This is a genomic window from Campylobacter portucalensis (assembly GCF_009690845.1).
GTDB lineage: Bacteria > Campylobacterota > Campylobacteria > Campylobacterales > Campylobacteraceae > Campylobacter_B > Campylobacter_B portucalensis.
This window is the reverse complement of sequence record NZ_VWSJ01000014.1, coordinates 1-19,609: the sequence shown is the minus strand read 5'-3', so window position 1 is coordinate 19,609 and position 19,609 is coordinate 1. Positions and strand designations below refer to the sequence as shown.

At 27.7% G+C, this 19,609-nt stretch carries 18 protein-coding genes; 9 read left to right on the top strand and 9 right to left on the bottom strand.

Annotation, left to right across the window (positions count from 1 at the left end; all coding sequences use genetic code 11):
- The 3 genes from F1B92_RS04855 to F1B92_RS04845 all read left to right on the top strand — a co-directional run.
- The coding region (locus F1B92_RS04855; RefSeq protein ID WP_154570755.1) for a phage major tail tube protein at window positions 1–396 on the top strand (396 nt) is incomplete at its 5' end.
- Window positions 397–712: 316 nt separating this feature from the next.
- Complete coding sequence (locus tag F1B92_RS04850) at window positions 713–943, top strand: phage tail assembly protein (protein WP_154570754.1); 231 nt, start codon at window positions 713–715, stop codon at window positions 941–943.
- A gap of 361 nt (window positions 944–1,304) precedes the next feature.
- The gene (locus F1B92_RS04845) at window positions 1,305–3,044 is read left to right on the top strand and encodes a phage tail tape measure protein (protein ID WP_154570753.1); all 1,740 of its coding nucleotides are present in this window, start codon (window positions 1,305–1,307) and stop codon (window positions 3,042–3,044) included.
- Window positions 3,045–3,072: 28 nt separating this feature from the next.
- Here the strand turns inward: F1B92_RS04845 and F1B92_RS09345 are convergent, their stop codons facing one another.
- Window positions 3,073–3,198: a hypothetical protein gene (locus F1B92_RS09345; protein ID WP_268233921.1), complete on the bottom strand. Its 126-nt coding sequence runs from the start codon at window positions 3,196–3,198 to the stop codon at window positions 3,073–3,075.
- Window positions 3,199–3,372: 174 nt separating this feature from the next.
- Between F1B92_RS09345 and F1B92_RS04840 the strand changes: the two genes are divergently transcribed.
- The 3 genes from F1B92_RS04840 to F1B92_RS09165 all read left to right on the top strand — a co-directional run bounded on the left by F1B92_RS04840 (window position 3,373) and on the right by F1B92_RS09165 (window position 5,031).
- A complete protein-coding gene (locus F1B92_RS04840; protein WP_154570752.1) occupies window positions 3,373–3,720 on the top strand; it encodes a hypothetical protein in 348 nt (115 codons plus the stop codon).
- Between the two features lie 687 nt (window positions 3,721–4,407).
- Window positions 4,408–4,557, top strand: a complete 150-nt coding sequence (locus tag F1B92_RS09170) for a hypothetical protein (RefSeq protein WP_229770934.1) — start codon at window positions 4,408–4,410, stop codon at window positions 4,555–4,557.
- A gap of 69 nt (window positions 4,558–4,626) precedes the next feature.
- A complete protein-coding gene (locus F1B92_RS09165) occupies window positions 4,627–5,031 on the top strand; it encodes a caspase family protein (protein WP_326833097.1) in 405 nt (134 codons plus the stop codon).
- Between the two features lie 423 nt (window positions 5,032–5,454).
- Here F1B92_RS09165 and F1B92_RS09515 read toward each other — a convergent pair whose 3' ends face one another.
- The 3 genes from F1B92_RS09515 to F1B92_RS04820 form a co-directional block, all read right to left on the bottom strand.
- The gene (locus tag F1B92_RS09515; RefSeq protein WP_407643634.1) at window positions 5,455–5,799 is read right to left on the bottom strand and encodes a DUF6685 family protein; all 345 of its coding nucleotides are present in this window, start codon (window positions 5,797–5,799) and stop codon (window positions 5,455–5,457) included.
- A gap of 489 nt (window positions 5,800–6,288) precedes the next feature.
- Window positions 6,289–6,906, bottom strand: a complete 618-nt coding sequence (locus F1B92_RS04825; protein ID WP_195836290.1) for a DUF4276 family protein — start codon at window positions 6,904–6,906, stop codon at window positions 6,289–6,291.
- A 224-nt stretch (window positions 6,907–7,130) separates the two neighbouring features.
- Window positions 7,131–7,829, bottom strand: coding sequence for an AAA family ATPase (locus F1B92_RS04820; RefSeq protein WP_229770933.1), 699 nt, complete (start codon window positions 7,827–7,829; stop codon window positions 7,131–7,133).
- A gap of 267 nt (window positions 7,830–8,096) precedes the next feature.
- Between F1B92_RS04820 and F1B92_RS04815 the strand changes: the two genes are divergently transcribed.
- Entirely contained in the window at window positions 8,097–8,753 is a 657-nt protein-coding gene (locus F1B92_RS04815; RefSeq protein WP_154570751.1) for a hypothetical protein, read from the top strand.
- 822 nt (window positions 8,754–9,575) lie between these two features.
- Here the strand turns inward: F1B92_RS04815 and F1B92_RS04805 are convergent.
- Window positions 9,576–11,102, bottom strand: coding sequence for a TolC family protein (locus tag F1B92_RS04805; protein WP_154570749.1), 1,527 nt, complete (start codon window positions 11,100–11,102; stop codon window positions 9,576–9,578).
- Between the two features lie 131 nt (window positions 11,103–11,233).
- On the opposite strand from F1B92_RS04805, the gene F1B92_RS04800 reads away from it, so the two are divergent.
- Together F1B92_RS04800 and F1B92_RS04795 are read left to right on the top strand one after the other, a co-directional pair.
- Entirely contained in the window at window positions 11,234–11,707 is a 474-nt protein-coding gene (locus F1B92_RS04800; protein ID WP_154570748.1) for a hypothetical protein, read from the top strand.
- Window positions 11,708–11,770: 63 nt separating this feature from the next.
- The gene (locus tag F1B92_RS04795; protein WP_154570747.1) at window positions 11,771–11,995 is read left to right on the top strand and encodes a hypothetical protein; all 225 of its coding nucleotides are present in this window, start codon (window positions 11,771–11,773) and stop codon (window positions 11,993–11,995) included.
- Window positions 11,996–12,230: 235 nt separating this feature from the next.
- Here the strand turns inward: F1B92_RS04795 and F1B92_RS04790 are convergent, their stop codons facing one another.
- From F1B92_RS04790 to F1B92_RS04775, 4 genes are all read right to left on the bottom strand, one after another.
- The gene (locus F1B92_RS04790; protein WP_154570746.1) at window positions 12,231–12,479 is read right to left on the bottom strand and encodes a hypothetical protein; all 249 of its coding nucleotides are present in this window, start codon (window positions 12,477–12,479) and stop codon (window positions 12,231–12,233) included.
- Window positions 12,480–12,547: 68 nt separating this feature from the next.
- A complete protein-coding gene (locus F1B92_RS04785) occupies window positions 12,548–12,892 on the bottom strand; it encodes a hypothetical protein (protein WP_154570745.1) in 345 nt (114 codons plus the stop codon).
- A 21-nt stretch (window positions 12,893–12,913) separates the two neighbouring features.
- The gene (locus F1B92_RS04780) at window positions 12,914–13,372 is read right to left on the bottom strand and encodes a hypothetical protein (RefSeq protein ID WP_154570744.1); all 459 of its coding nucleotides are present in this window, start codon (window positions 13,370–13,372) and stop codon (window positions 12,914–12,916) included.
- Between the two features lie 151 nt (window positions 13,373–13,523).
- Window positions 13,524–19,609: tandem-95 repeat protein (locus F1B92_RS04775; protein ID WP_154570743.1), on the bottom strand; the 6,086-nt coding region annotated here is incomplete at its 5' end.

Here is a 19,609-nt window from a genome sequence, read left to right as displayed (position 1 = left end):
TTTATGTTTCAGTTGCTTACCCTAAGTGCTAATTACACAACCGGCATTTTAAAAGATACAGAGCTTGAATTTAAAATAAACGTTCTTGACGTAAATACTTTTTTAAGCTTTGGTTTAAATTCTTTTACAAATAGGATTCCGTTTTTGTTTAAAGCAAGTATCCACGAAAGCGGAAAAGCTAATAAAGTGCCTTTATCAATGGCAGTTACTGGCGATATTATAAGTTTAGAAACAACAGAGCTTGAAGCAGGAAAAGAAATGGAAGTAACTATTAAAATGTCAGCACACTTTTTAAATTTAAATATAGGCGGCGTGCCACTTATTATAAAAGATGTTGAGAATATGATTTGTATAGTTGGTGGGGTGGATATATGGCTAAAGTTAGATCAAATTTAGGAGAGTAGGTAAGATTTTAAATCTTGACGGATTTAGATAAAACTCACGCTTAGAGGCTAGGTCACATACAAGAAGTATGCTCCCGTCGCCTCAGCGTGAGTTTTGCCTAACTACGCCTATTTTAGCAAATCTATTTTACAGAAGTTTGAAAAATATAAAAAATACTCCAAACAGAAGATGCGTATTTGTGCAAGTCGTGGGGAATTTGCGAAGCGAGTTACCTTGGCGGTAATGAGCTAGCAAATTTCACGGGACTTGTGCAAAGGTGTAGTTAATGGGGAGTTTAAAAATAGAAGTTTGAAAAAAAGGAGAATAAATGAAAGAAATTATATTAGAAAATGGCGAAATTTTAGAGATGAATGAACCAACAGTTAGAGTTTTAAAGTATGCAGATAAAAAAGATGGTGACATGGAAAAAACTATCTATATGATAGCAACTTTAACCAACAAAACAGAAAGCCAAATAGAAGAGCTTGGATTAAAAGATTTTATGCTATTACAAAAGGCTTTAAGCGATTTTTTAGTGGATGCGGGGGTTATAGCTTAGAAGCTATAGCCCTTATAGGACACACGCTAAATTTTACTTATAACGAGATTTTAGATATGGAGTTAGGGGAATTTTTGGAATTTGTGAGGATTAGTAAAGAGATTTTAGAAGCTAAAAATTTATAATGATAGCTTTTTTAATCAGGGGTTACAAGACCTGTAAGCACTAATACAGAGTAACTAAAAATAAGGGTAACGGCGAAATCAAAACCAAAAAATACTTCTACAAGAATGGAAAAAAATATGCAAGTAAGTTCTGGAGCAAGAAGATTATCAAAAAATGTTTTAATCTTTTCATATATTTTAAACATTCAACCCCCCCCCTTTTTTTTTAGTGAATTATAATAAAATAAGGCTTAAAAATGACTGATACTAGCGTTGGAATTGCAATTGGAATTATTATTAAAGGTTTAAATAATATAAGCAAAGCTAATGAAAAATTTAAACAAATGAGCGATAATCTTGCTAAGACTGGTAGAGATGTAACCATGTTAAACAAAAAGATAGCAAATATAAATAAAGTTGGAATAAATATCAAAGCCCATAAAAGCAATATTTCTAATGAGTTTTCAAATATAACTGAAACTATTGCTAAATTTGGTGCAGTTGCAGTCCCTGTAAAATTTGCTATGGATTTTGAAAGTAGCATGGTAGATGTTAAAAAATACGTTGAATTTGAAAGCGAAGAACAATTTAAACAGATGGGAAAAGATATAAAAGCTTTATCAGCCCAACTTGGCGTAAATTTTAGCGAAATTTCAGCCATTGCAGCAAGTGGCGGACAACAAGGACTAAAAGCTAGCGAGATTATGGATTATACTAAATTAGTAAGTAAATTTGGAGTTGCTTTTGATATGAGTGGGCGTGACGCAGGTGATGCGGCGGCTTATGTAATGAATAATTTTAAATTAAGCGTAAAAGAACTTGAAAAACTTGGTAATCAAATGAACTTTTTAGATGATAAAATGTCGATGGTAAAATCAAACGACTTATTTAATATCTTAAATAGAACCTCTTCAAATGCTAATATTTTAGGACTTAGTGCAGACGGAGCGGCCGCCCTTGGTGCTACAATGCTATCAATTGGAAAAGCACCAGAAGTAGCCTCAACTGCTTTAAATTCTATGTTTAATAAATTGGCAAATTTAGACGGACAAGCACCAAAATTTCATAAAGCTTTAGAAAAAATGGGAATGGATGCTTTATACTTAAAAAACGCTTTAAAAAAAGACGCAAATTTAGCAGTAAAAGAGTTTTTAAATGCTATCACTAAACTTGACGATGATAGCAAAATGGGCGTTTTAACTGATATGTTTGGGCGTGAATTTAGCGATGATATCGGGGCACTTTCTACAAATGCTGATATCTTAAACAAAGCTTTTGATTTAATTAAGCAAGATAGTAGCAAGAGCTTAGATGAAGCTTTAAATTTAAAGCTTAAAACAGCAAAAAGCGGATTTGAGAGGCTAAAATCAAGCGTTGTAAATTTTGGAATTACGATAGGAAACGCTTTTTTACCAATAGCAAATATATTAAGTCAATATTTAGCTAAAATAACTAATTTTATAGATACCATAGCAAATAAAGCTCCTGTTGTGGCAAAAACTATTTTTGGTGTTGTTGGTGGTTTTTTGGCTTTTGGTGCTATTGCATCGGTTTTAAGAATTGTAACGGCTGGTCTTATGATTGTATTTAATAATATAAGATTTTTATATAATGCAATAATTTTTTTTACAAATGCATTAAATTTAAATAAAATAGCAGTTTTTGCCTACAAAGCATCCTTAAACGCTTTAAAATTCACAATCTCAGGCGTTAGCAAAGCTTTTAAATTTTTAGTAGTTGGCATTCGTGCAGTTAGTATCGCAATAATTAGCAATCCTATTGGGCTTATTTTAGGCGGTATCGCTTTAGTTGCAGGAGGTATTATTTATAACTGGGATAAAGTAAAGGCGTGGTTTTTAGCTTTTGTAGAGTGGATGAAGCCTATTTTTGAGCCTGTAATTAATAGTATAAAAAATAGCTTTAGCCCTTTAATTTCGTTTTTTAAAACGCTAATAGATGGTATAAAGGCTATATTTTTGCCATTTTTTAGTGGATAGAAGCTAAATTTGGTTGGATAAGTGATACTTATAAAAGTATAGCTGGGGGCGTTGGTGGAGCCATTAGCGGGGCAAAAGAATTTATCGGCGATGAAATTAGTGGTTTATGGAGTGGAACAAAAGAGTTTTTTGGTTTTAAAGATAAAAATGTCATAAAAGAGGCTTATCCTACGCAAAATACAAGAAACAACTCTCAAAACTATAACTTTAACTTTAGCAATATCAATCCAAGTGTAGATGAAGAAGGTTTAAAAAGAGCTGTAATGAAAGAGCTTGATAGGCAAAGTATGAACGCTTATAATAGAAGTTTTGTAAATGGGGGTGATTAGTGGTATTAAATTTAGGTGGGTTTAAATTTCAGTCTCATCATATAAATGGAGTTGAAAAATCAAGTGATTATGGTATAAGCAGCACTTCAAGGCTTAATAAAATTAAACAAGCTTCCATAGAAAATAAAGAAGAAATTAAAAGTATATTTTCTCCATATATTGGAAAAATGATAAATTTGGGAGATAATAAACATATCGCAAAAGTAGAAAATATAAAAACAAATACTGATTTAAAACTAGAAGTTGTTTTTAATATGTATAATAAAAATAACTTATATAAATCAGTTTCAACCTTTCTAAAAACTTTTGAGAATATACTTTTTTACAGATTATCTTATAAAAAGTGAGTATAAAATCTAATTAATAAACTGCTATATTATTATTTTATTACTAGTAAAATAATAATTAAGAATAAAATAAAGAGATGTGATGTTAGATACAAAAATAATAATAAAGAAAAAACATTAAAGAAAATAAATATGAATAACAGGCATCAAAAAACAAGATAAAATTTAGTAAATAAGTAAATTATAATAAGTTTAACTTTAATTTTACTTTATGTATTGTATGTGACTTATAGGTAAAAATTTTTAATTTAAATTTATAATAATATTTAAGAATAAATTGATAAAATAATAGCACGAGATTTACAATAATATAAATAATTCTACAAAAATAATTGGAAAAAATTTATAGCATTTTATGTTAATCAGGATAGATTTAAATTTACGGTTTTTTTAAATAAATATGTAAAAAAATAAATTTTAAAAAACTATTAATGGATAAAAAATTTAGTGAAGAAAGCCATGAAAAGAATTTTTATAAGTTTTGCTATTGAAGACAAAAATCTGAGAGATTTATTAAAGGGACAGTCTAAAAATCCTAGCAGTAATATTGAATTTGTGGATATTTCTGTAAAACAACCTTGAGATTTTAATTGGAAAACAAATTGCAGAAGGCGAATTAAAGGCTGTGATGGGATGATTTCTATAATTGCAAAAAACACTAAAAATGCATCAGGATAAATTTGGGAAATGAGTTGTGCTAAACAAGAAGGCATGCCTATTGTTGGGGTGTATGGAAATGATGAGCATTTAGGCATAAAAATACCCAATGAATGTGGATATGTAAGATTGATGGATTGGACTTGGTCTAATATTAGTAATTGGATAAATTCACTATAAGTAAAAAAGGTATATGAGATGAAAAAAAGCATTGGTTGTGGGCATAGATGATTACCATTATTAAGATGTGTGAATGATGTTAATGAGATTCAAAAATTATTAGAAACAAACGGAGATGGAAGTCCTAATTTTGATTTAAATTTAAACCTAATGTTTCATCTAAAAAAAGAAATGTATGAATTATTAAATTCTTTATTTACAATAGGAGAATCAGATATTGCACTATTTTATTTTTCTAGACATGGAACAGGAGAATTAGGAGGAAAAATTGTTTTGCCTGATTATAATGGTATGGATTTAGGAATTTCCATGGCAGATATTTTAAGATTGGTCAATGAGTCAAAAAGTAAAAATAAAATTATAATTTTAGATTGCTGCTTTTCAGGGAAAATGGGTGAAGCTAGTTTTACTGATACAACTGATTATGTTATAGGACAAGGTGTGACAATAATGACAGCGAGCAATAGAGATTAGTATGCTGCAGAAGATAAAATTGCAGGACATGGAATTTTTACTGAATTATTAATACAAGGTTTGCAAGGTGGTGCTGCAGATGTAGGAGGTAATATAACCCCAGCAAGTCTTTATTCTTTTGTCGACCAATCTCTTGGAGCTTGAGAATAAAGACCGTTATTTAAGACTAATATTTCTAGATTTTTACCAATTAGATCTATTGAGCCTAGGATATCAAAGCAAACACTTAGAAAAATAAGTGATTATTGGGAACTGAGCGTATGTGCTTTGCAGCTATGAATAGTAAATCTTGCAAGATAACTCCATTAGGGTTGCATTATTAGAAATTATCTAAGGATAAAAGGTTTTAAAAAAAAATCAACATAGTTACAATCTATAGTTTTTAACCATAAAAGATAATTAGCTTAATAAAATATATTAAGATTAATATTTTATTAAGCTAGATAAATATTCATCCAGATTAAAGATATATTTATTATCTACATTCCTAAATAATTTTATTAGCATATTTACATCTTCACTCTTTTTGATTAAAACTATACACATATCCTCATTTGCATCATAAAATTTTATTTCTCCAAAATTAAAAATATTAAAAATAAAATTCTGTAAATTTGTTGATATAATAAATATATGAAAACTATTCAACAAATTCTTAATCTTATCTTTGTCTAAACCATAAGTTTTTACTTGACAATTTATTTTGCAATTCAACCTTTGATTTGTAATTATAAAATTTGCCACTGCAAAGTGATGTGACCCATCAATATTATTCCATTCATAATAATTTATTTTATAGATATTATCATTTAGTTTTTTTTATGTGTTTTTTGCATTCACGTAATGTCCAATTATGTCTTCTTTTTAGAATTAAATATTTGCTAAAATCATAAATAGAATCAAATTGATATCCTGCTGATTTAGACTTTGAAGCACTTATAGAATTAATTTTTATTAAATCTAATTGAATTTACTTATCTTCTGATTTGTTTATTATCAAATCTTTCAAATCTTTTTTATTTGGATAATGAGATGTTTTTCAATTTGCAAATGTAAATATATTCAAATTATTACTATGAAAACAATTGATTGGATAAAATTTAAGCTCTTGAAATTTGAAATTTAATAGTTCTTTTATATTATTAAATTCATCTTTTTATGATATCTTGTTAATATTTTATTCATAAAGAACATAGCTTATCACACCAATCTTTAAAATGCCTACATGAATTTAAAATTTAAACCATGCCTATTTCTTTAAGCTATTTTATTTCCATGAAAGACATTTTTGTATTTTGGAGATATAAAAATAACTTTTAATCTGCGTGATGGACTTGTTTGCAGTGAGTTATTTATACACTTAGGATTATTAGAAAATTCTTCATTCATTTCATCTTTAAGTTTATCTAATACATCTAATAATTTCTTATCATTATTGTTCCAACTAGGATCGCCTAGTATTATTTTATCGATATCACTAAAAAGCAAACTCTCAAATTCATGAAGTTGAAAATATGGTATAAATTTATCTCGTGCAGTAGCTACAGTTGATAATATATCTTTATAAAATTTATTCTCTAAAAAGCTTACTTTTTTATAAATATCAGATATGTTATTGTTTGTTCCAGGAAAATTATTATCAATGGCGTAATAATCAAACATAGTTGTTAAGTAAGCATTTTCATCTTTTTTTAGCTTATCACATATAAAATTTTTTACTATTTGATAGTTTAATGCACCTCCTTTGCTAGTTTTTGATATTGGTATCATTAGAGGTTGTATGTAAAACTTTTGAGGATTAAAATATGGTGTAAAAATATCTTTTATAAACCTTTCTTCTGTTCGACCTTCACAAATAACAAATATTCTAATCACGGTCTACCACCTATTAAATTGCTTTTCCATATATCTCCAAAAGAATATTTATCAAGCCATATACTAAGCTCAGCACCATCTAGTCTTTTAAACACGGACTCATTATTTTTTATCTACTACGATTATATTTTCTGGTTCAAAATTATTTATAAGCTCAACAAATTGAGATGATAGAATAAGCTGCTTTTTATCCGAAACTCTTTTTATAAGCTCGCTTAATAAACTTAGAGCAGCAGAGTGCAGACCAAGTTCTGGCTCGTCTTGATAATTGTATCTGGCATGAGCTCAAATGGTTGAAGTAAAAGTGTTGCAAGACAGATAAAACTAAGCGTTCCATCTGATAAAATATGGGCTTTCAAAGGAGTATCTGGAACTGATTTGTCAAACCATTCTAGTTGTAAATTTTCACTGTCTCTTATAATAAATCTTCCAAAAAATGGTGCAATTTGAGAAATGTTATAAACTATATAATCATAATATTTTCTAGACTCATTATATAATCTTTTTAAATAAGCAGATATATTACTAGCATCTGGTTTTAGTATTAAATTGTCATTTTCGGCACATACTCCTTTGATTTTAGAAGTATTGCTTGTGTCGTGAAAGTGATATAATTTCCAGGATTTTATTCCGTCCAGTGAATACTGTGCAATTTTCTTAGAATAAGCATATTTAGTAGCTTGCGATAAATAACTTTCTAACATATTGGTACCTAGGGTATTAATCCAATCTGTGTTAGAATAATATTTTATATTTTTTTCCACTATAAGTTTATTGTTTTGAGTTGGGACTAGTGTTACGCTATATCCGCTGTTGCCAAATTTAAACTCTAAATAAATCTTTTCAGTAGTTTTTCTTCCATAGTATAAAAAACTATCAGAACCTTTGTCTTGGGTATGTTGCTGTAAATTTTTTAAAAACATAAAATTAGCATTTTAAAAATGGATATAAAGTTACTTTTGCTAACTCCATTTGCACCTATTAAAATATTTATATTGTTTAACTTAAAAATTTTTAAGAGATTTTATGGATTTATATCCTTCAACTGTTATTTCATCTATTTTCATGTAAATCCTCTATTTGTCACATAACACATATTTATGCATATTATAACAAATTTAACTTTTATGTTTACATGATACAATGCAAGTATTAAATTTATAATCTTTAGGTATGATGAAAGGATGCATATGCCAAAAGAAGAGTTGGAGCTACTAAAGTATTTTGAAAATACAGAATCTAAAACCGAGCAGATACAATGCGATGTTCTATGTAAAGAAGGTAAGGTTTTTTACATTAAGCAAGAAAATAAAGAAAAACTGAATAGCTCTTATGATATAAATGATGTAACCAAAATTAAATTAAGAAATACTATATATGAAACAGAAAGAGGAAAAATAAAATTTTTAAGCTATATGATAAGAAGTGCCGATCTACGCTACAATTTGTTTCAAATTTATGAATTTGGAAGCTCTGATTTAAAAGATAAAGGATATTATAGGCTAATTATTCCACATTTAAACCATCGTCATAACATATTGCTTTTTGATAAAAAAGATGTGAATTTTTATAGCACAAGACAACGAAATAATTGTGCTTTTGAATATTTAAATTTTAATATATTTAGTTCAAATTTTGCAATTTCATTTTATAATAATTTTATAACAGTTGAGTGCATAGATGAAATAGATTTTGATATTTTTGATGAATATGCTACAACAGCATTAATATCATATGGGGTTATCAACGGGGAAGTTCCAATGGATAAAGGATATTTTTTAAGTATGCAGACAAAGACACTTTTAAAGATGGTAAATTTTGTGAATTTAAATATAGTGCAAATATGATTAATTCTTATAAAAATCACACTATACTTTATTATGGTAATCCACAGATAACAAGCCAAGCTTTTAAAAAAAATGATAGAAAGCATGATAATGTCAAAAAGATGCTAATAATTATCTATTTAATCATACAATCTTTACTACGATGTTATCTCATAAAACTCCAAAGGGTATAAATTCGGCTTGTTTATCGCTGTTGCACTTGAAGGTTTAACCGCTTTTTTTGCAAGGAAAGTTAAAAGAAAAATTATCTAAAGAAGCTGTTAAGTGGTGAAGATGAAAGTAAAAAAGAGCTAATTAAAGAGATATTTGGTAAAATATCGCGTTTAGTTGAATTCAAAAATCAAAACAATAAAAATATACTAGATAGCAAAATAGGCAGTCTTTTTGATACAAATCAAGATAAATTTACAGGTACTTTTAAACTTTTAAATATAAAACTTTATAAAAATGATGAAAGAATAATAAAAAAAGGAATTAACTTTTACACGGTGGATTTAAATACAAAAGCAGTAGTTTAAGCGATTAAGTTTCCGAAAATTTATATTTGAATTTTCAACTAAATCTACCTCTTAATGCTTTAGCGTTTAAATATATTTTTGGTTCCAATACTGAAGTTAAACTAAAAAATATATCCGACTATCATCCAATCACAAAATATATAAAAACAGTAAAAGAAGAGTGCTTAAAGAAAGAATCTTGTCATGGTTGCAGAGTATTTTAATTGAAATATTATTAGGTATTTTATAAACCGATAATGTTTTATCACAATTTAATAGTATTTTATATTTTTCAACATGTTAATAATATAAAATACTATCTCCCTCACCAACTTTTACACTCATTAATCCCACTCATTATATTTGCTTTATTTATAAAATATCCTGCTTTTAGTAGATGTTCTTTATAACTCATCTCTTTTTTAAGTAAAACAACATATGAGTTTAATACCTCTATTTTTGAACTTTCTTTTGCTTTATTTAAAGCTTCTTGCATATTATATGAGTTTTTTGAAATTTCTTTTAACTCTTTTAGTATTTTATTAAAACTATCTTCTTTACTTAAAAATAGTTCTAAATCAGCTATATCTTTTTCATACTTTAATCTTGCTTCTTCTTTTCTAAGTAAAATCTTTTCTTTATTTATCTCTTTATCTTTTATCCTAGCTTTTTTCTTTCCACCATCAAATAAACTTAAATAAAATGATAATCCAACTCTATATCCATGTCTTTTTAAATCTTTTGTAGAATCAAAATAGTCATCTCTGTCATTTCCATATAAATCATACTTTGCATATAAAGAAATAGTTGGATAGTAAGATCTTTGTTCAGACTTTAACTCATACTCATTTGTTTTTAACTCATAATCAAATTCTTTTGCTATAAAAGTATCTTCAAATTTAATAAATCTAAACTCTTTATTAAAAACATTGAAATCTTCTAATTTAGAGATATCATCTATTTTATATCCAACTATTTGATTAATTGTATTTAGTGAATTATTTGCATTTAACCTAATACTAGATAGTTCATAATCTGTATCTGCTAAAATAATTGCACTTTCTCCAAGAGCTAATTTATCAATCTCTCCAACACTAGATAATCTTTTTTGATAAGTATAAAGCTTTTGATAAATAAGCTTTAATATCTCATAATATCTTATTTGATTTTTATATTTTAAAGCTTCATAGTAATTATCTAATAATTTTAATGAAACTTCGTAGTTACTCATACACCTTTTATATTTACTTGCATCAATGTTTTCTTTTGCTGCTTTTACTTTAAAACTATCTTTTTTAAAAGTATATAAATCATAATTTATCACAAATGAGACAGAGTTAGAATAAGATGTATTTGAGGCAAGATTATCTTTACCAACATATAAAGAGCTATACCCATCATCAAATCTTTTTGAATACTCACTATTTGCACTTATTCCAATTTCAGGGTAATAACTAGCTTTTGAGTAATCATACTCATTAATAGCACTCATAATATCTTGCTTGGCTAAATTTAAAGTAGGAGAGTTAATTAAAGTATAGTTTAATAGCTCATTAAAGCTATAACTACTTTTAAATTTGTTTGATGAGTTATATTTATCGTCATCTATAAATTTATCAAATTTTGTATTGTTGATAAATTTATTATTTAAGATAAATGAGTTTTTGTAATTAAGATTATTAATTGTAGTATTTATATCAGTTTTATTTAAAATATTTTTATTGTTTGAAATTTCTTTATTTACATACAAATTATCAATTCCCAAATAGCTATTAAATAACTTATCTTTTTTTATTTCTTCTTTACTAAAGACAAATACAGCAAATAAAAAAATACACATCAATAAACGCATTATAAACCTTTTTAAAAAATAAAGAATTTATTTTATATAAGTTCATATTAAATATAGATAAAAAATAAAATAAAAAGTAACCAAATAATAACTAAAAAGATTTATAATTTTAAAAGTTATAAATTTGTGGCGTGAAAACAGCAATAAAATATAATTTTTTTAAGATTAAAAGATATATAATATGCAGGTTTAAATATTTAAATGGAGAGTATAAAATACTTTACATAAAAAATAATGCTCATATAATCAAACAGTTATTATATCTTCTTGTTGCAATTTTCTTTGTTGCTTGCGATAGTCATGAATGTAGAACAAAATTTAATGATAATGCAAATAAAATAATATTTCAAAGAATACGAAATTTTGAACACTTAGGTGGTGCATGGACTTGCTGTGTTGATGCACGAAGAGATTGCAGTATGATTTATGGGGCTAGTGATTCTGATATGAAGATTTTACTGGAAGATTTATCAAAAGCCATCCATTTACCAAACATAAATTTAGAATTTTACGTTTACGAATATACAAACCCAAAAGATAAAAATTTAAAACCAAAAGCTGGGCCAATAATGGTTATAAAAATAGATAAAACAAAAGGAGAATAAGATGCCAAAGGTTACTATATATACAGACACTAAGTGCTCCCCACACTTTTTTAGGCGTAAAAGATGATAATGGAAATGCTATATATAGGGGGTTTTGCTCCGGTTAAGCATGGGTTATTTGGAAAAGGAGTAGTAAATGATGAATACAACTATAAAACAAACAAGCTTCACGATTATCAACACACAATAGAATTTGATATATCACAAAAACAATATGATGACTTAATAAAAAATATAAACAATAGTTCAAAAAATCCACCATACTATAATCTACCAGCTGGAGCATAATGCACAGTATGGGCAATAGATATGTTATATTAGTCAAATATTATAGATTCTTTTGGTATTTTTGAGCCTTATACAAATATAGGCGAAAGCAATCCACTTGCAGGATTTGCTCAAACTTTATTAATAAATCCATATATTCAATATTTTGGTAGTTTTATTGATGATTTATTTGGAATTAATCACGCATTGGATTATTGGAAAGATAAATTCACCCTACCAATCATCTACGACCCACTTAACCGTTATGATCGAAATATACACCATCTTTTAAAGTTGTGGTTTCTATACCGTCACAATCTAAATCAAGTATTAAAGGATCGTATATGGTTAGAGAGGTGAATGGGTTAAGGTAAGGGTCTAGGAAATTTGGATTTGTGGCTTTGTTGTCGTGGAAAGGCGGAAGAGAGTCATCTGCAAAAACATCATTTAAATAATCACTCAATGAGTCTGATATCTCATCAGCTAAATCCATAGCTTTTGACATTGCAGATATCCCGCCTTCGTAAAAATCTTCACCCCAAATCGCACCACTAACTGAGCCAACTACTCCACCTACAACGGCACCGATAGGACCAAAAAATACCCAGCTGCAGCACCAGCTTCACCCATTAGTATAGCAGTTGCAGCAGTTCCTACAACATCATTCATACTTTTATCTGGATTACCTTGTTTGTCAAAAACACCAGATATAATGCCGTCTGTTATAGCATAAATTTTTCCAATGGCAGTTCCTTTAGTAACCGCTCCAGCAGCTTTTAAACCCTCGTTTATTATTCCTCCAGAGATAGCTAAATATCCACTAAAACTTGATAATGCTATAGTTTTTCCACTATTTTTATCAAAAACAATACCTTCTTTGGTTCCATTATTATCACTAATATATGCATATCCTGCCAACTTGCCAACTTGAATCCTTTGTTAATTTATGTAATTTAATTTATTAATTTTATTTTGTTCTAAAAATTGAATAAATTTTATAAAATCATCTTTGTTAAACATATTTTTATTTATATGCACTCCGAATCTAAATTTCTTAAATCTTAATACGATATTATTGTTTATAATACTACGAAATAACCAGTAATCTTTTATATAGGTATAAAAAAACTTTTTAGAACATAAAGTTCTTTTAACTAATAAATAATCTTCATAACAAACAACTTCTTTTATATCAAATCCACAAAAAAACATATATGGTAAGAAAATCAAAAATATTAAACCAATAATATTTGGAATGATATTATCTAAAGTCATAAAGATTATGCAGATAAATGCTGTAGCTAAATCCCAAAGAATAGCAAATATATAGTATAAAATAATTATAAGCGATTTTTTTCTTTGCATTATAAAAATAGGCTTTTCTTGTTCTGCTTGCATTTTCTACCTTTTATAAATTTAGCCTTTTAATAAATCAAAACTAAATATTTATATTAAAAGCATTTTATCAGGGCATATCTTAAAATATACTTTTATTGTTATTTTGTTTTAGTTATTTTTATCATACCCACAACCATTATAGACCTATACTTTAACTATTATATATCTGCATAATATCATTATTTTTAAACTCACTGTTAAAATTTAAGTTTATTGCATTATCACCACTATAACTATTTAAATCTTGTATGATTTTATTAATCGTTTCAGCACCAAGCATTGTGTCATCTAGATTAATATTTTCTATAGCAGAGTATTTATTAGTTTGGTTTTGAATTGTTAGGGTTTTAATGTCTTTGCTATGGCTATTTGAATAATTAATAATTAAATCTTTATTAAAGCCTCCACCTAGTTTAAACTCTACACTACTTTTATCTATATCATTTAGTATTAAAGTATCATTTCCTCCATCTATTAAATTTACATACTCTTTATCTCTTATAATAGTATTATTTGCATCTTTTCCTATTATGTAGGTATCATCTCCATTTTTACCTTTTAAAAAGTTATTCTTACCATTAGAAATAAGAGTATCATTTTTAAAACTACCATAGACTTTATTTTTATTACCATTTAAAATGATAGTATCATCTCCACCTTTTGTGCGTATTTTAGAATTATCTCCTGTTGATATTATAATGTCATCTTCATTGCTACCATTTAAGATTGAGTTTTTTAAATCACTAAATATTATTCCAGAGTTATTTAAATTTGCACTAGGTTTTATCTGCCAAGACTTTTTGTTTGGTAAAACTAATTTAGTATTGTCTATATTTATAGTTTGATTGTTTTTAAAGATTAAAGTATCAATTGTTTTTGCACCTTTTGTAAAATAATCTTTTATAGTTATATCTCCACTATTTTGTGTTAAAACTAAATCATTATTTGATCTATTAAATTTAATATCTTCAACATTTAAATTTGGCAGTTTAAGAGTTGTGTCTATTAAGTCATTTGATGGTATTTCTAAATTACCACTATTATACTCATAGCCATTCATATTAAATTTAAGCTCTTTTGTAGTGGATAATTCTCCATCACTTACTTCTACTATAGCACTATCACTTCCTTTATAACCTTTGTTTGCTATGTAAGTAAAATTTCCATTTTCATCTATAGTAATAAAGCCATTTGTTGGGTTTGAAATGACTTTGTATGTTAAATGAGTAGAGTCTATATCACTAGCTTCTAGATTAGCTATGATTTGGTCTGTATTGGTTAGCTTATAGTTTGAAATGTTTTGTTTAAATTTAGGTGCATCGTTTATTGGATTTATCTTTAGTGGTATAGTTTTTATATCGCTTAATCCATACTCATTAGTAACTTTTATAGTAAAAAAATCATCTCCATTATAGTTTAAATTTGGAGTTATGATAAAGCTTCCATCACTATTTAAAACAACTAAGCTATTTTTTGTATCTCCTACTAGTTCATAGGTTAGATTTGAGTTGCTTGGATTATCTATATTTAAAGTACCTTTATATAGAGTATCTTCATCAAATTTAAGTTTAGTAGTATCTATTAAAGGAGCTGAAATTTTAATATCTAAATTTATAGTTACTACAACTTCACTTCCCATACCATCACTTATCTTTACTTTAACGCTATCTTTGCCTATAAATTTATCATTTGCTTTGTATGTATAGCTTCCATTACTATTTAAAATAAATGTGCCAAATTTAGAATTCTCTATTAACTCAAATGTTAGCTTATCGCCATCTTCATCAATTGCATTTATAGATGAATTTATCTCTCTTATATCTTGCATAGTTTTTAATACAACTTCATTAGTTATAATCTCTCTATTTTTAAGAGTATCTATATCAAACTCACTTCCATCGCTATACATAACTTTTTCTATTTTATTATCAGCTAAAGCTTGGTTTTTAATGGTTAGGCTGTTTTTTAAATCTTCAAATTTAACACCACTTTCTTTTATAGCTATAACCAAATCACCACCTATAATTTTACTTTGCAAACTATCTCTTGTGATACCTTCACCAAAGACTATTTTGTCATTTCCGCCACTATCTATTATGGTATCTTTGCCACTTTCATAGATATAATTATCATCGCCATTTAGTCCTTTTAAGATATCATTTCCGCCTTTACCATTTATGGTGTTAGGATTATTAGTTCCTATTAGTTCATTATCTTTTTCATCGCCCATTATAAATGTATCATTATCTATTTTTTCAAGCAAAATTTCATTACTATTTAATATAATACCATTATCAAATATAAAACTCTCTATCTTGCCAACGCCGTTTGGCTCTCCTAAATCAGTAAAGAAGTTTTTTATAATAAGTTTGTCTAAAAGTTCATCATATGCTCTACCTTCCATTTTAATAGCTATCTCTAAATTTGATCCATTTTTTCGAGTTATGATATCATTTGGAGTAACACTAAATATAACTTTATCTATCCCGCCTTTATCGTCTATTTCTACTAAACTACTTCCTTTTTTAAACCAGTATGTATTTGAAGCTGGGACTGCTTTTGAAAACTCATCAAAAGTATAAATTTTATCATCTATAAAAAACTCTTCTATCTTGCCATCTTTATAGCCATCTTTTATAGTTATACTTCCAAATACACTCTCTTTTTCAAATGGATTTATGATATTTATAACCATATCATCGCCGATTTTTTCCACACTTAAATCAGATGTTTTTAAAAAGCTTAGTTTTAAGATATCCTTTCCGCCATCATCGTAGATGATATCATCACCATCTCCTAGATAGTATTCATAAATAGTGCTATCCTTAGAGCCAATCAAAAGGTCATTTCCACCGCTTCCTATAAGAGTATCTATCCCGTCATTTCCGATTATAATATCATTTCCATTTCCACCATTTAATTTATCGTGGAAATTTGAGCCTATTAATATATCATTTCCGCCCTTTGATAATATATTTCTACCATTTTCATTATCAGAAAAATCAAATATCTCAGCTTCATTATCACCAAATACATTTTTGCCAATTACACCTTTTATGGAATTTAGATCTTTTGCATTGATAGAGAATTTTATACCTGTTTTATCCAGTAAGGTTTTTATCTTTTCATTTGATAGATAGCTGGGATTTATCTTAAAAATAGCGTATGTAAAGTCCTTTTTAAGTAAAGAGGCTAGTAAATTTATGCTAAGGGTTGTCTCTTGTGGCGTTGCATCGCCATTTATTATCCTAGATAGCTTTATATTTAGAGCACTATATAAAAGTGTGCAACTATCTGCATTATTCCCATATAGTTTTTTAGCTAAAATTTGAGACATCATATCATATTTTATACTCTCATACTCATCTAAAATTTGAGATATTAGTAAAGGGTTTGCTCTTTGGTGATTGGCTAATCTTGCACCCCTAAATTTTTCTACAATAGATATCTTTTTTTCATCACTATCGCTTAGATTACTATCTGCAATGCTTTGTTTGCTACTAACTTCAAACCAAACATCTCTTAAAACCCCACTACTTTCATCATCTTTTACAAAGCTACTTTCAAATGAGATTTTGTTGCCATTTTCTAAAAGTTTGTGAGTTTTTGGGGTTAGAGATATACTTTTAACCCCAGCTTGACTAAGTGTTTTTAGCTCTCCAGCTTCACCTTTAGCATCTCCATCATCAAACCATAAAACAAGATTTTTAAAGTTATCATCATTTATATCTATAATGCCATCACTATTTGAGTCAAATTCTTTCAAGGCTTCATATCCATCTTTTGCAAAAGAGCCATCTTTTAGTTTAGTTTTATTACCAAAAACCTCAAATGCACTATTTATAATGCCATCTTTATTTAAGTCCACCCCCAAGATCGCATCGCCACTTTCTATCCAAGCAGTTTTATATCTTCTATAATTTTCGCCATAATTAAAATATGCATCTGAGTCTTTTAAAGATAGCGAAGTAATGCCGTTGTTGTTTAAATCTAAAACAATAGGTGGAAGAAATGAACTATTATCTAAGAAGTTGTCTTTTAAAACCCAATCTTGTAAAATTTTATCCATATCTATACTGGTGGTATCAAAGTTATTTCCTAAATCATCTACACTATCTTTTAAATTTTTATTATCATTTATGGCGTCGTTAAAGTCCCTTACTACGCCACTTGATTCTTTTAACTCGCCATCACTTTCATATATGGTATCTAATGTATCAGATTTATACCATCTGTTTTCAAAGGTTAAACTTCCACCATTTGCACCAGCTTTAGCGGTAATGCCATTTGTGCTTATACCGGTATAGCCACTGCTAATGATTAGTTCTTTAAAATCAGACTTCATCAAAGGTCTAATAGTATCAGCATATAAGGAATTTTCTGGATTTATCGTTGGTAAGTCTGCTAAGATTTCACTATTTATCGTAGTAGAAGCCAAGTTTTTTATCTTAGTAACCTCTCCTTGCTTAAATAAATTTGCTATCGTTAAGCTAAGATCGTGATTAGTTCTAATAATATCGTGATTTAAAACTACTGAGTTTTTAATACTATACTCTTTCATTGTTTTTAAGGCATTAAAAATGGCATTTGTATCTAAATAATTTCCATCGCTTAGTTCTATCTTAGCACCTGCATTTAGCAAATTTATATCTATGGTGATTTCATCATCTTTTGAATAAGAGAGTCTAAAAGTTTTATTATCAAGATAAAAACTTATATCATTTTTTGTTATTTCGCTACTAAACTGAAGTGTTTTATTTCCACTATCATAAAATATCTTATCCTTGCCATCTCCTTTTTTAAAAAATAAAATATCATCACCCGTTCCAGTGTATATAGTATCATTTCCACTTCCAGCGTCTATATAGTCATTTCCACTTCCTGCTTTTATAGTATCATCGCCACCAAAAGATCTGATAATATCATCACCAGCTTTGGCATTTATGGTATTTGAGTTTTCATCTGCTTCTATAACATCGTTTTCATTTGAGCCATCTAACATAGCCTCAAAAAGCAACCTTCCAACTTTCCTGTAATCACTAGTAGCAAGGCTTAAAGCTTGAGTGTTATTTGATAGTTCTTTAAAAGATGAAAATGGTGATGAGTTTATAGATATAGTGTAGATATTTACATCTTGTTTGTTTGCCATATTTATACTGTCTTTTATAAAAGAGTTATCATCTCCACTCTCATCACCAAATATATAAATCCTTTTATTTACACCATCTCTAAAATTTCCTATACTACCATCTAACGCAGTTTTTAAGGCTTTATTTATGTTTTCAGTACCACCATAAGTTCCACCTATTTTATTTATAGCATTAAGGGCTTTTTCTTTATCATTTGTAAAAGGGATTATTATATTTGGAGTGCTTTCATAAGTTATGATACTAACTCTTGAATCTTTACTTCCAAGATCTGAGTTAAAAAGTGAATTTATTAAAAACTTAGCATTTTCTTTTACGCTATTAATAGCACTTCCCATTGAACCAGTTTGGTCTATAACTATAACTATATCAGAACCGATTTGAGAGCGTAAATTTATATTTAGATCTCCATTTGTAAAATCTTTTATAACTAATCCATCATTAATAATTAAGGTGTTATTTATAGTATCATGCTTATAGATATGTGAGTTATGGTCTATGTAGGTATTGATATTTCCATCTTTACCTACAAGCATAGCACTACTTAAAAGCTTATCATCTAAATATACAAAGCCTTTTTTGTCACTATCAATTATAGTATCAAATTTATCAGCCTTATATATATCTATACCACTACCGCCTATAAGAGTATCACTTCCAAAGCCACCTATTAAAATATCATTTCCATCACCTGCATTTATATTGTCATCACCACCATAACCATAGATAATATCATCACTGCTACTTCCAGTAATGATATTATCTATGTCATTTGCAAAAATATTACTACTACTAGTAGCTGTTATAGTAGTATTTGGTTTAGGTAGGGAGTTTATATCAGTATAAAAGTGAATTTCATTTACTCTTTTCATTCCTTGATTTGTAAGGATAGTATGATTTGTAGTATCAAAGTTTAAAAAGCTTTTAGCATTATCATCACCGTAAATGTATAAGTCTATTGAGTTATCAAAGTTATCTTTATAATATATATAGTTATAGATAATATCTTTATTATCTATCTTAAAATCGTGATTTCTATCATAAGCACTTAGTAGTGTATCAAGTGGATTTATAGATATATTTTTAATTG

Coding starts and splice junctions, on each gene's coding strand:
- F1B92_RS04845 (WP_154570753.1), top strand. CDS start 1,305: ATGACTGATACTAGCGTTGGAATTGCAATTGGAATTATTATTAAAGGT.
- F1B92_RS04815 (WP_154570751.1), top strand. CDS start 8,097: ATGCCAAAAGAAGAGTTGGAGCTACTAAAGTATTTTGAAAATACAGAA.
- F1B92_RS04795 (WP_154570747.1), top strand. CDS start 11,771: ATGATAATGGAAATGCTATATATAGGGGGTTTTGCTCCGGTTAAGCAT.
- F1B92_RS09170 (WP_229770934.1), top strand. CDS start 4,408: ATGAGTTGTGCTAAACAAGAAGGCATGCCTATTGTTGGGGTGTATGGA.
- F1B92_RS04805 (WP_154570749.1), bottom strand. CDS start 11,102: ATGCGTTTATTGATGTGTATTTTTTTATTTGCTGTATTTGTCTTTAGT.
- F1B92_RS04780 (WP_154570744.1), bottom strand. CDS start 13,372: ATGCAAGCAGAACAAGAAAAGCCTATTTTTATAATGCAAAGAAAAAAA.
- F1B92_RS04850 (WP_154570754.1), top strand. CDS start 713: ATGAAAGAAATTATATTAGAAAATGGCGAAATTTTAGAGATGAATGAA.
- F1B92_RS04820 (WP_229770933.1), bottom strand. CDS start 7,829: ATGTTTTTAAAAAATTTACAGCAACATACCCAAGACAAAGGTTCTGAT.
- F1B92_RS04790 (WP_154570746.1), bottom strand. CDS start 12,479: ATGTCAAAAGCTATGGATTTAGCTGATGAGATATCAGACTCATTGAGT.
- F1B92_RS09345 (WP_268233921.1), bottom strand. CDS start 3,198: ATGACATTTTTATCTTTAAAACCAAAAAACTCTTTTGTTCCACTCCAT.